At 53.2% G+C, this 13,073-nt stretch carries 8 protein-coding genes; 4 read left to right on the forward strand and 4 right to left on the reverse strand.

Annotation, left to right across the window (positions count from 1 at the left end; translation table 11 throughout):
* The 4 genes from QVO99_RS10205 to QVO99_RS10220 all read right to left on the reverse strand — a co-directional run.
* Positions 1-1,329, reverse strand: a 1,329-nt coding sequence (locus QVO99_RS10205) for a hypothetical protein (RefSeq protein ID WP_288177180.1), incomplete at its 3' end; no start/stop codon positions are given.
* 236 nt (positions 1,330-1,565) lie between these two features.
* A complete protein-coding gene (locus QVO99_RS10210; RefSeq protein WP_022317515.1) occupies positions 1,566-2,540 on the reverse strand; it encodes a protein NO VEIN domain-containing protein in 975 nt (324 codons plus the stop codon).
* Between the two features lie 34 nt (positions 2,541-2,574).
* Positions 2,575-2,886: a helix-turn-helix domain-containing protein gene (locus QVO99_RS10215; protein WP_022317516.1), complete on the reverse strand. Its 312-nt coding sequence runs from the start codon at positions 2,884-2,886 to the stop codon at positions 2,575-2,577.
* A 2-nt stretch (positions 2,887-2,888) separates the two neighbouring features.
* Positions 2,889-3,179: a type II toxin-antitoxin system RelE/ParE family toxin gene (locus tag QVO99_RS10220; protein ID WP_288177181.1), complete on the reverse strand. Its 291-nt coding sequence runs from the start codon at positions 3,177-3,179 to the stop codon at positions 2,889-2,891.
* A 536-nt stretch (positions 3,180-3,715) separates the two neighbouring features.
* On the opposite strand from QVO99_RS10220, the gene QVO99_RS10225 reads away from it, so the two are divergent.
* From QVO99_RS10225 to QVO99_RS10240, 4 genes are all read left to right on the forward strand, one after another.
* Positions 3,716-5,089, forward strand: a complete 1,374-nt coding sequence (locus QVO99_RS10225; protein ID WP_022317518.1) for an MFS transporter — start codon at positions 3,716-3,718, stop codon at positions 5,087-5,089.
* A gap of 9 nt (positions 5,090-5,098) precedes the next feature.
* Positions 5,099-7,213, forward strand: a complete 2,115-nt coding sequence (locus tag QVO99_RS10230) for an alpha-L-rhamnosidase-related protein (protein ID WP_022317519.1) — start codon at positions 5,099-5,101, stop codon at positions 7,211-7,213.
* A 112-nt stretch (positions 7,214-7,325) separates the two neighbouring features.
* Entirely contained in the window at positions 7,326-9,992 is a 2,667-nt protein-coding gene (locus QVO99_RS10235; protein WP_022317520.1) for an alpha-d-galacturonidase, read from the forward strand.
* A 64-nt stretch (positions 9,993-10,056) separates the two neighbouring features.
* Positions 10,057-13,073, forward strand: a 3,017-nt coding sequence (locus QVO99_RS10240; RefSeq protein WP_288177184.1) for a glycoside hydrolase family 2 TIM barrel-domain containing protein, incomplete at its 3' end; no start/stop codon positions are given.

Raw genomic sequence — 13,073 nt, forward strand, 5'->3', positions numbered from 1 at the left:
GACTGGAGTGAAGCCTCCTTCAGGAATTTCCGGACTGACATGAACGGCAGACACCGTTGCCCACGTTCCTATATATATGCGGTTGTTGAAACAGGCAAGTTCTGCCGCCTCGTTGTCTACGAGTCCCACGATATGGAATTTCCACGGGTCATTCTTGTCGCCATACCAGCGGAGCAGTGCACCGATCTTCTTGCCTGTGGTAGGATGCGTTATGCCCACGGTGACATAGAGAACATTGTTTACTACTCGCCATCGTCTGACGTTCACCACCTTGCATCCGTCAACGTCGCTCAGGCTGCTGGCTCCCAGAATGCGGTCGTTGTCGGCATCGTATGCCACGAAGGCAGCCGAAGCCTTGGAGTCCCAGTCGCTGGCATACAGGCCTGGTCCGCCGAAGAACACTACGCCGTTAAGGATGCCGCAGGAGCGCAGTCCCTGACAGTTTTTCAATATCGGATATTCATCTATCGACGGTGTTATGTCGGTGACGATGCCCGATTTCGTGTCATAGCTGTATATGCGAGGCGGACGTATGTCGGCATACTTGCTGTTCTCATCGCCGTCGGCATAGGCTTCCTTGGCATAAGTAGACTGTCCGTATTCGCATGCCCAGCACTTGTTTTCGTATGGCACATTGTCGCCCACGCCCGGCTGCACGAAACTGCCATAGCCTTGCATGCAGAGATAGTTGTTGTTGGTAGACCAGTAGAGCTTGTCTTTGTATGTACCCATTCCCCATGCGTAGGAGCCGTTGCGCTTGCCGATAGCGCCATTGCTCTCCAGCTCCTCAATCTCCTGCAAAGACAGTCCGGCGGGAACGTATTTGTTCTTCTCGTTTGCCAGACCGTAATAGGCCTCGTCAATCGGTGCCTGGTAGATGGTGTCAACGGTCAGTCCGTTGTCATAGTCCACATTCGGACGCACACGGTTTTCTATCTGGAATACATAGAGCGGATACACCTTCTTCATATATTCGAGCATTTTTGTCAGGTCAGCTCCGGTAATCCCTAACTTGTCCAGCATCTCAAACAGCTTGGCAAGCACGTCCCCATTGTCATTAGACGTGTCTCCGTTGCCATAAGATTCTTTCATGGCAAGCTGATGGATTTTCACCAGTGCTTCACGGCCGCTGGCTGTATCAAGCTTTGGCCACAGTGTCGTGACGAAATGTACAAACGGTCTGCTGTCTCCCGTCTTGTCGTTTAGTGAGATGACAGAGCAGAAGTCTTTCACCTCTGTTCGTTGAGGCATACAGATGTTTCCACCGAGTGCCCCGGCCGAAGTCATAAGTCCTAAAATGCTTATGATGATGTTTTTTCTGATTTTCATAATGCCCTTATGAATTTAATTGTGACAAATAGTTTGTTGTTCCTGCAAATTTATGGAAATTATCAATACATTACAAAAGTATGATGTTTTTTTTACTTATCATGAATGTCGTATGATAATGTTTCTATCTGTTCTTTCCCGACAAGCTGATTATGAACACGCGTGTTCACAATCTTAATTGGTCGCACATACGCAGATGGCTTTCAGTGGAAGTCTTGGGTTTATGTATATTTCTTTCATTTCTCAACGTATGCAATTGCAGCGATTTGCTCATCAAAGGAAAGTTCTATGTCATTATCCTCCTCGCATACCCAAATGCCATTGTCATTTGCGAAAGTCCATATTTCCGGGGATTTGAGGGCTTCTGTGACTACGCATAGACGATAGCATCCGTTGTCTGTCTCTTTCATTTTGCTATACTCGTTCTTGGAAAGGCGGACGGATATTTGAGAGCCTGCCAAGCCTTTTACTTCTATTCTTAGTATAGCCTTTCCTTTATATGCTTCCAAATCCCAACCTTTGTTTTCGCTCTCAACCGAATGTATTTTATATCCGAGCCCTTTATAATAAGAGGTAACGGCAGAGACAGCAGCTTTTTCTACTGCAACCTTTGCGTCCACATCTATGTTCGGCTTGGTTTTTCTTCTTTCAGGTTTGACGTAATTGTCAATATAGTGGATAACCGACAGCTGGAAGTTGGCTACCTTCTCATTTGCGCTATCGGCATACCAGATATTAGACTGCCCCATAAACCCCTTCTTTAAAGCATTCGTTGCTCTTGGCACCTGCATTGTGCGTTCTTTTTCCATGAGAAGAGTGCAGTCAGACGAAAGCGCTTCTATATTATAGGCATACCCATTACGCTCCTTTAACTTGGTGTCATGCTGAAATGTGCGGTAAACTCTTGCATGTTTGTACCAACCAACAATATATGTTCCACCCTCAATAGGGTTGGTAGCAGTCCATACGACTATCACGTCATCAAGATAATCGTCAGATTTTAAACACGAAGAATCTATACGTTCTATTTTTATTTTACCCCATTTGGTTGGTTGCACATAGCCATAGCAATGTCCGTCAGCGTCTTGAAAGTTAAAAGCCTCGTGCTTGTCATCGGGGTTATAACTTCCTCCACCCTTGATTCTGTCATAATTGCTATGCCCACGGTAGCGTTTCATCCAACCAATATTAGCGAAGAGTATTTTCTGCATAACCTTATCTTTTAGGTTTTACATAAGAGGTTGTCTATCCCAACACCAAAGAGAAACGCAGGCCAAGGGCGTCGGCAATGCGCAAGAACGTAGATAGCTGCATATCAGTCTGTCCCTTTTCGAGTGAAGATATGTACTCGCGTTTCTTGCCGATTTTTTCAGCCAACATTTTCTGTGTTACGTTCTGGCGCTTGCGTTCATCCTTAAGAAGTTCTGCATAGTACCAGGCTTTTGCCTTTGCTTCAAACTCCTTGCGCTCAGGACTGTTTTCGTCACCGTATCTTTCTTGCAGATGGTCGTCAAAAGTTTTGAGACCGGCAAGTTTGTTTTTGTCAAGTTTCAACATATTCAATCCTCCAAATAACGTTTGACAATGTTTTCGGCTTTTTTGATTTCAGCCTTGTATTGCTTTGTATCTTTCTTCAAAAACGAGTTCAGAAGAAGTACATTTTTGCTTTGTATGAAATTATCGTGGTCAACAGCGAGCAGAATAGTTCTGTATTCGTTGGAGCTGATGGAAATTCGGAGTTCGTAGAAATCCGTATTCTCTAAGCTCTTTACTATTTTTGAACTGACGATATATTGTGATTTTACAATCTGTAAAGCATAGTCATATTTCTTCTTTAAATGTTCGTTCATACTTGCATAGTATTCTTCGAACTCGTCCGAGTAGATGATGTGTCTTATCGATTCCTCTTCCATACTGCAAAGTTAATCAATTTATTACATACTGCCAAATATAAGTAATATATTTATTACATACCCTCAATCCCTGTCACCTCAAAAACACCCGCCTCCAGAAGGGCAGCCGGATTTCGTCGGAGTCCGGCAGCATCATTATGCCACTTCACCTGTTTTCACCCCATACTGCTCATCCTCAAAAGTCAAAATATTGGGCAGGAAGCTGACAACAAAATGTGCCCAGGTGGGGCAACGTGCTTGCCCATGTTGGGTAACGTGCTTGCCCCAAGTGGGCAAGCACGTTGCCCCAAAATGGGAGAAAACCTCATGAGATGGGATAGTACAAAAAAGCAGTTTCAGCGTCTTTATTTTTGATGATTTGCAGGACAGGTAGGATGAGCGGAGAACAGACTCAGGAGCATCCCGCCCCGTAAGGCAGATCACCCCAAAAGAGAAAGCAAACGAAAAGAAAACGAAATACAGACATACACATTATGGGAAACAACAAAAGCAGTCTGAAGAGCACCATCGCCGTGTCTCTCACCAACTATCTCGATGCCGGAGCCATCGTGGCAGGCGCAAGCGGATTGTCGCTTTGGAAAAACTATCTCTCGCTCACCGAGTCGCATCTCGGAATCCTCAACGCCATCAGCGCCAACTGTCTTGGTGCGGCGATAGGAGCCATCATCGGTGGATTCCTTGCCGACAAATACGGCAGGAAGGCGATATACACATACAATATGCTCATCTATATGGTGGGCGTGCTGCTCGTGGTCTTCACCACCAGCTTCCCCATGCTCCTCGCCGGATTCCTGGTCACGGGAGTCAGCGTAGGTGTGGGAGTGCCGGCATCGTGGACCTATATCTCTGAGAGTTCGGAGATAGGCAACCGAGGCCGAAACATCGGCATCTCGCAGATGGCGTGGGGCATCGGACCGCTCATCATCCTGCTCCTGGGATGGTTTCTCGCTCCGCCTACCAACAATGCCGAGGCAGGCTTCATGTTCCCCCTCGTCAGCCAGTCGGCAGTTCAGATTCTGGGTGATGCCGCCTCGCAGGACGCCATCAACGTGTTCAGCTCCCGCATTGTCTTCGCCTCCCTCTTCGTGGTGGCACTGATAGCCTGGCTGCTTCAGCGCCAGCTCGACGAGTCGGCAGAATGGAAGGCCACGCAGTCGCAGCAGACCGCAGATCAGCCGTCAGGCAAGAAGAGCGTCTTCGCCTCCTTCGGCACCCTGTTCTCCAACAAGGTCAACGTGCGCACGATGCTTTTCCTTGCCGGAATGTATCTCACCTGGAACCTCGTCAGTTCGGTGATGGGCTTCTTCCAGCAGCATATCTACGAGACGGCAGGCGGACTTTCAAACGGCGAGGCAAACATGCTCTCAGCCGGACAGTGGGTGATAATAATCTTCATGACCTTCGTGTTCTCGATGCTCGTAGACAAGGTGAACCAGCGCCTGCTCTATATCGTTGGCGTGGGCTCTGCAGTACTGGCTTGGGTGATGATAGTCACTGTGGGCATCGGCAGCATGTCGGGCCTGCTCTTCTTCACCCTGCTCTGGGGCATCCAGGGCGGAATCTCCGTGCAGGGTTTCTATGCGCTGTGGGCATCCGAACTGTTCCCGGCCAAATACCGTGCCGCCGCCCAGGGTGTGATGTTCTTCATGGTGCGCGGACTTTCGGCAGCCTGGGGACTGGTGTTTGTGAATATCTATGGCGAGGAAGGCGAGGGATTCACCCTTGCCGCCTATCTGATGATGGCGCTTCTCGTGGTGTCGCTTCTCATCGGAGCCATCTGGACCCCCAAGACCCGCGGCAAGTCGCTGGAGCAGATTACGGAAGAAAGATACGGAAAAGAAATATAATACAACGATATGGACAACAAGGCAACATGGATATGGTATCCCGGCGACTTTGAGGTGTGGCTCGGCAACAAGTTCAACAACCGCCGCACGGAGCGCGGAGCGATGTTTCCGCCGTTCTGGAAGCAAGACAGCCATTACGTCACAGTGGAGTTCTCCACCGCCGTGAGCCTCGACAAGGCAGAGACGATAACGATAGCCGCAGAGGGAGATTTCAATTTCATGCTCGACGGCAAGCTGCAGTTCGGCATGCCCGGCAGGTTCACCGTGCCGGCAGGCGACCACCGTCTCAACTTTAAGGTTCACAACCAGTCGGTGCCGCCAGCCCTCTACGTGAAGGGCAGGACGATAAAGAGCGGCAACACATGGCTCGCCACCTATGAAGACAAGATATGGATAGACGAGAATGGCGTTGCCCACGGCTCTGGAATCTACGTGCCCGCCGCGTCGTGGACCTTCGACAATATCGACACCCCGCCCTCGTCATACAGTCTGGAGAGAACGGAGATGCAGCCCGTTGGCGAAGAGCAGACGGGCAAGAACAAATGGCTGTTTGATTTCGGAATCGAAACCTTCGGCTATGTCAGGCTCAAGGGCGTGACAGGCATGGGAATATTGAACATATACTATGGCGAGAGCCGTGAGGAAGCCCTCGACATGGACCGCTGCGAAACCCTCGACCGCCTGGACCTCCGCGCCAACAGGTTTGCCGAGGAAGAGGTGGAGATAGTGCTCGATGACAGCAAGGCGTTCCGCTACGTGATGGTGGAGGCAAAGGGGATGATAACATTCTCTGATGTGGCGATGGACTATGAATATTCGGCGTTCAGCCACAAGAAGAGCGGTTCGTTCAGATGCGACGACCGCCGGCTCAACAAGATATGGCAGGTGGCGGCATACACCATGGACCTCACCACACGCGAGTTCTTCGTGGATGGCATAAAGCGCGACCGCTGGACATGGTCGGGCGACGCCATACAGTCGTATCTCATGAACTACTATCTGCGCTTCGATACCGACTGCGTGCGCCGCACCATCCGTCAGCTCAGAGGCAAAGACCCAGTTACGGCACATGTCAACACCATCATGGACTACACGTTCTATTGGTTCAAGTCGGTGCTCGATTTCTATCAGTACACCGGCGACATCCGTTTCGTCAGAGAGATATACCCCAGGATGCAGACCCTCATGCAGTATGTCATCGGCAGACTCAATCCCGAGGGGATGGCAGAGGGAAAGGAAGACGACTGGATATTCGTTGACTGGGTGGACTTCCCTATGCACAAGCGCGGCACACTCTGTTTCGAACAGATACTGCTCTGCAAGGCATTCCAGACCATGCACACCTGTGCCGAGGTGCTCCGCGACAACCCGTTGCAGAATCCTCCGCAAGGCAGCATCACCACCGCTGAATACGCCAAGGATGCCGACCGCTACGGAAAGCTCGCCGCCGACCTCAAGGCAAAGCTCAAGCCCACCTTCTGGGACGACAGCCGCAGCGCCTTCATGCACGCCATAGAGGATGGCAGGATGAACCGTGACATCACGGCATTCCCAAATATGTTCGCTATAATATATGATATGGTGGACGACGATGACAAGCGCCGGATAATGGACTCCGTGATGCTGAATTCCGACATCGAGCCCATCACCACGCCATATATGCGCTTCTATGAACTCGAGGCGATGTGCCGGATGGGATATCAGGAGCGTGTGCTGCCCGAGATTCTCGGCTATTGGGGAGGAATGATAGGCGAGGGAGCCACCAGCTTCTGGGAGAAATACAATCCCGCCGATGAAGGGGCAGAACATCTCGCCATGTATGGCCGCCCCTACGGCAAGAGCCTCTGCCACGCCTGGGGAGCCAGTCCGATATATCTCATAGGCAGATATTTCCTCGGCGTAAGTCCCACCAAACCCGGTTATGCGGAATATGAGGTGCGCCCCGTGCTCGGCGGACTGAAACGGATGCAGGGCAGCGTGCCCACACCGTTCGGAGAAGTCAGAGTGAAGATGGATGCCACCAGTGTCAGCGTGAAGAGCGATGGCGGAAAAGGCGTCCTCGTATTGGGAGACAGAAAATACGACATCCCCGTGGGCAAGGAGCTCCGCATAGACCGTTTCTGAGGACGGCTATGGAGGAAAAGCCGCCTTCAGCGGAAATCGGAAGAAAACGACTTTTTTGAACAATGGACAATCTGGTAACGTGACACACGTGCCACACCCAACTAAAACAGATATGACAAGCAAAACGATATTAGCATTCGCTGCCGCTGTGGCATTCGCCTCATGCGGACACAACGACACATTGGTGAAGACAACGGTACAGTCGCCACAGACCGACTATGCCGCTACCCTCATCGCCAACAATATAAAGGCTATGCCCAAAGGCTATAGCATCAGCATCGGTATTTCCGGCGACACCGTGGGGAAACCGGCAGAAGGATTCTCGCTGCAGCGCAAGGGAAAGAAAATCAGCATCATCGGCAACGATGCCTCGGGAGCCATCTACGGTGCCAACCGTCTCGTGGAATATTTCAGGATGAACAACTCCCTCGAAATACCCTACACCATCGTTGACGCACCCGAGATGAAGCTCCGCGGAGCATGCGTGGGACTGCAGAAGACCGTGTATCTGCCTGGCCACAAAGTATATGAATACCCGTATACGCCAGAGAATTTCCCGTGGTTCTACGACAAGGAGCTGTGGGTGAAATACCTCGACATGCTCGCCGCCGACAATATGAACGCCGTGTTCCTGTGGAACGGCCACCCCTTCGCCTCGCTCGTGAAGCTCAAGGACTATCCCTTCGCACCCGAAGTGGACGACGCCACGATGCGGAAAAACCAGGAGATGTTCTCCTTCCTCACCCAGGAGGCAGGCAAGCGAGGCATACGCGTGATACAGATGTTCTACAACATCATAGTGTCGAAACCTTTCGCTGACCACTACGGCATAAAGACACAAGACCGCAACCGCCCCATCACACCGCTCATCGCCGACTACACACGCAAGAGCATAGCGGCATTCATAGAGAACTATCCCAATGTGGGCTTCCTGGTGTGTCTGGGAGAGGCGATGTCGGGAGTCGACACCGACATAAAATGGATGAACGAGACCATCATTCCCGGCATCAAAGACGGACTGAAGGCTTCGGGACGCACCGACGAACCGCCAATCATCCTGAGATCACACGACACCGACGGACCGCGAGTGCTACACGAGGCGCTGCCGCTATACAAGAACATCTATACGATGAGCAAATACACCGGCGAGTCGCTCACTACCTATCAGCCACAAGGACCATGGGCTGAGACCCACCGCCAGCTCGCCGCTGCAGCACCCGTGCATATCAGCAACGTGCATATCCTCGCCAACCTCGAACCGTGGCGGTGGAGCTCACCGACGTTCATAGAGAAAACCGTGCAGGCGATGCACAACGTGCACCACGCCAACGGACTACATCTCTATCCGCAGGCAAACTACTGGGACTGGCCATACACCGCCGACAAGCTGCCCGACGGAAAGAGGGAGCTGCAGATAGACCGCGACTGGATGTGGTATCAGGCATGGGGACGATACTCATGGAACTGCCACCGCGGAGAAGACAAGACATTCTGGAAGAAGACCCTGGCAGAATACTACGGCACCGACACGCTGACCGCCGGCCGCATCATAGAGGCGTATGACCAGAGCGGAGAGATAGCACCCAAGCTGCTGCGACGCTTCGGCATCACAGAGGGCAACCGCCAGTGTCTGCTGCTCGGAATGAAGATGAGCCAGCTCGTCAACCCATACAAATACACCATCTATCCGGGATTCTATGAGAGCTGCGGACCTACGGGCGAGAAACTCATAGAATATGTGGAGAAGGAATGGAAACACGAGAAACACGTGGGAGAACTGCCTCTCGACATCGTGGACCAGTGTGTGGCACACGGCGAAAAGGCACAGGAGGCGCTGAAGGGACTCGCGGCAAGCGTGACGAAGAACAGGGACGAATTCCTCAGACTCGCCAACGACATCGACTGCTACAGCGACTTCGCCCGTTCGTTCCGCTACAAGGTGCTTGCCGCCGAGCAGGTGCTCAACTACAAATGGACGAAAGACGCCGGCTATCTCAAGAAAGCCGTGCCGCTCCTCGAACAGAGCGACAGCTGCTATATGGCACTCGTGGACAAGACCCGCGACACATACTACAACGCCAACAGCATGCTCACCTCGCAGCGCCGCATCCCAGTGGGAGGCGACGGCGGAAAATACAGCACATGGCAGGAGATGATGCCCGTGTATCAGCAGGAACTCGACAACCTGAAGAAGAACATCGCCAGTCTCACATCCACCGACAAGACAGCCACACGCCGCGAGAATATAGCCAAGCTGAATGATGCGCTGACGGGCAAGGGCAACGCCAAGAAGGGCGAAGTGACGCTCCTGAGCGACTACCCCGTGGTGACGCTGAAGAAGGGCGCACGCCTCTTTGCCGGTCGCGATGAGGCTGTGGACACGCTGGCAACAGAACTGCAGGGAATGAAGGCACTGGTGCTCAACCGCGACACGGCACGCATCAAGGGCATCTCGGTGGAGTTCACCGCCACGAAGCCTGTGAAACTCCTCGTGGGATTCTTCGTTGACGACCAGACAAAATTCGCCCGTCCGCCGAAACTCGAAACCGACGCTACCGGAAACGAATACGGACAGGCAGAGCCAGTGATAAGCAACGCACTGATAATGACCACAATGCCGATAGCCAACATCCACGCCTACAGCTTCCCTGCCGGTCACCATGTGATAAACCTGCCCAAGGGAATAATAATGGTGGCAGGATTCACTGACAGCGAGCTGAAGATACGCGACGCCAAACTCAACGGCGCAGGAACGGAAGTGGACTGGCTGTTCATGTAACCCCGACAAACGGCCATTGTAACCCCAAACGGCAATCAGGCAAATATAGAATTCAAAACGGATTATGAAACGAATATATCTTATAATATCCCTCTGCCTCCTGCTCACTGTCAGCGCAGCAGCCCAGCGCCGCGGCAAGCGCCGCACGGCAGCCAAGGCGGCGGCAGTGACGCAGCAGGAGATGCAGCGTATCTACGAGACCGTGAAGACGCCATACAAATACGGAATGGTGGTGGCACCGGCCGACAACGGCCACAAGATAGACTGTCCGACGGTGTTCCGCAAGGACGGCAAGTGGTTTATGACCTACGTGTGCTACAACGGCAAAGGCGGCACCGACGGCAGAGGCTACGAGACATGGATTGCCACCAGCAGCGACCTGCTCCACTGGCAGACACTCGGCAGAGTGCTCGAATACGGAAGCGGCGACGAATGGGACAGAAACCAGCGCGGAGGATTCCCGGCGCTCGTAGACTACACCTGGGGCGGCTCCTATGAGATAGAGCGATACAAGGGACGCTACTGGATGACATACATCGGAGGAGAGGGCACCGGCTATGAGGCGGTGAACGCTCCGCTGAGCATCGGACTGGCCTCGACGAAGCTCGACGTGACGAAGGCTCACCCTTGGGAGACGGCAGGCAAGCCGGTGATGTCGTACAAAGACAAGAACGCCCAGTGGTGGGAATACATGACACAGTATAAGAGCACGGTGTATCGTGTGGACAAGAAACTCTTCGGCTATCCCTTCATGATGTATTACAACGCCGGAGGAAAAAACGCCACACATCCCAAAGGCGAGCGCATCGGAGTGGCTTTCTCACACGACATGAAGAAATGGACACGCTACAAGGCTAACCCCATCTTTGCCCACGACACCGACGGCACCATAACAGGCGACGCGCAGATAGTGAAGATGGGAAACATCTACGTGATGTTCTATTTCTCTGCCTTCAACCCCACCCGCGAATACAACGCCTACAACACCTTCGCCGCAAGCCGCGACATGATACACTGGTATGACTGGCAGGGAGCCGACCTCATCGTGCCGTCGAAACCATACGACGAGATGTTCGCCCACAAGAGCTATGTGGTGGAACACGACGGAGTGGTGTATCATTTCTATTGCGCCGTGAACAACAGCGGACAGCGGGGCATCGCCGTGGCTACGAGCCGTCCGATGGGAAAGAGCGAAATCTCATTCCCGACGCCGGACCCAGTGGGCAAACGCACCACTGTGGGCCTGAACGACAGTTGGCAGATAACCTTCGGTGGAGAGACCTTCACCAAAGACATACCCTTCAACCTCGACGACTATTACGGAGCGCTGCAGAAGGAACACGGCAACCTGCACGGCAAGGCGGTGTTCCGCAAAGCGTTCACAGCTCCCGATCTGGAAGGCAAGGAGTATTTCCTGAGATTCGAGGGAGTGGGCACATATTGCGACATACTGCTCAACGGCAAGAAGCTCGGCACCTACGACATCGGACGTACCACCGAGACGATAGACATCACGCAGAGCGTGGCGAGGGGAAAGGAGAACAGTCTTGAGGTGCGCGTGTCGCATCCCAAAGGCATCACCGACATGCCGTGGGTATGCGGTGGATGCAGTTCGGAATGGGGATTCAGCGAGGGATCGCAGCCCTTCGGCATCTTCCGTCCGGTTGTGATGGAGATAACCGACAAGGTGCGCATAGAGCCGTTCGGAGTGCATGTGTGGTCGAACCAGGCATGCGACAGTATCTTCGTCGACACCGAGGTGAAGAACTACGGAGAGGAGGCAGCCACCTTCAAGTTGATAAACAAGCTCTCGGAGAAGAGCGGCAAGCAGACCCTGCGCCTGACCGACGAGGTGACGCTGCAGCCGGGAGAGGTGAAGACCGTGCACCAGCAGGCAGCGATACAGAATCCGCGGCGCTGGACGATGGAGAAGCCGTATCTCTACAACCTCAACACCATGATAAAGCGAGGCGGAAAGGCCACCGACGACCTGCTGACGCCGTTCGGATTCCGCAGCATATCATGGCCGCTGACGAGAGGCGACGGCGACAAACGCTTCTATCTCAACGGCAAACCGGAGTTCATCAACGGCGTGTGTGAGTATGAACACCTGTTCGGACAGAGCCACGCCTTCAGCGACGAGCAGATAGAGGCGAGGATGAAGGAGGTGATGACCACGGGCTTCAACGCCTTCCGCGACGCACACCAGCCACACAACCTGCTCTACAAGAAGATAATCGACGAGAACGGCATACTGTGGTGGCCGCAGTTCTCGGCACATATATGGTATGACACGCCACAGTTCAAGGAGAGCTTCAAGCGCCACCTCATACAATGGGTGAAGGAGCGCCGCAACTCTCCGTCGGTAATCCTGTGGGGACTGCAGAACGAGAGCACCATACCGGCGGAATTCGCCAAGGAATGCTCCGACATCATACGCCGCCTCGACCCCACATGCGGAACGCAGCGCCTCGTGACCACCTGCAACGGAGGCGAGGGGACAGACTGGAACGTGGTGCAGAACTGGAGCGGCACGTATGGCGGAAAGCTCGAAGACTACGCCAAGGAACTCTCGCGCGACGACCAGCTTCTCAACGGAGAATACGGAGCGTGGCGCACACTTGGCAACCACTCGGGAGAACGATATACGGAAGAGAATCAGTGTGACATACTGGAGCGCAAGGTGCAGCTGGCAGAGAGCGTGAAGGACAGTGTGTGCGGACAGTTCCTCTGGACCCTGCAGAGCCACGACAATCCCGGACGCCGACAGCCGGAGGAGGGCTTCAGGATGATAGACAAGGTGGGACCCTTCAACCACAAGGGACTGATATCCACATGGGAGCAGCCGGGCGACGCATTCTATATGTATAAGTCACACTACGTGTCTGCCGACAAGGAACCGCTGGTGTATATCGTGCCGGCGATACATGCCGACAGCATCGGCGGAAAGAAAGAGGAAGGCGACAGCATGGCAAAGGCAACTCTCGACAGTGTGAGGGTTTACAGCAACTGCGACCGTGTGACGCTGAGCTGCGGACAGTGGAGCCAGACCAAGGAGCGCGACATCAAGGGCAACACCAC

The organism is Prevotella sp. CAG:592 (assembly GCF_000436015.1).
GTDB classification, from domain to species: domain Bacteria; phylum Bacteroidota; class Bacteroidia; order Bacteroidales; family Bacteroidaceae; genus Prevotella; species Prevotella pectinovora.

Bases quoted from the DNA above. Each gene is read 5' to 3' on its own strand.
- QVO99_RS10230 (WP_022317519.1), top strand. From the start codon at position 5,099: ATGGACAACAAGGCAACATGGATATGGTATCCCGGCGACTTTGAGGTG.
- QVO99_RS10220 (WP_288177181.1), bottom strand. From the start codon at position 3,179: ATGAACGAACATTTAAAGAAGAAATATGACTATGCTTTACAGATTGTA.
- QVO99_RS10215 (WP_022317516.1), bottom strand. From the start codon at position 2,886: ATGTTGAAACTTGACAAAAACAAACTTGCCGGTCTCAAAACTTTTGAC.
- QVO99_RS10225 (WP_022317518.1), top strand. From the start codon at position 3,716: ATGGGAAACAACAAAAGCAGTCTGAAGAGCACCATCGCCGTGTCTCTC.
- QVO99_RS10210 (WP_022317515.1), bottom strand. From the start codon at position 2,540: ATGCAGAAAATACTCTTCGCTAATATTGGTTGGATGAAACGCTACCGT.
- QVO99_RS10235 (WP_022317520.1), top strand. From the start codon at position 7,326: ATGACAAGCAAAACGATATTAGCATTCGCTGCCGCTGTGGCATTCGCC.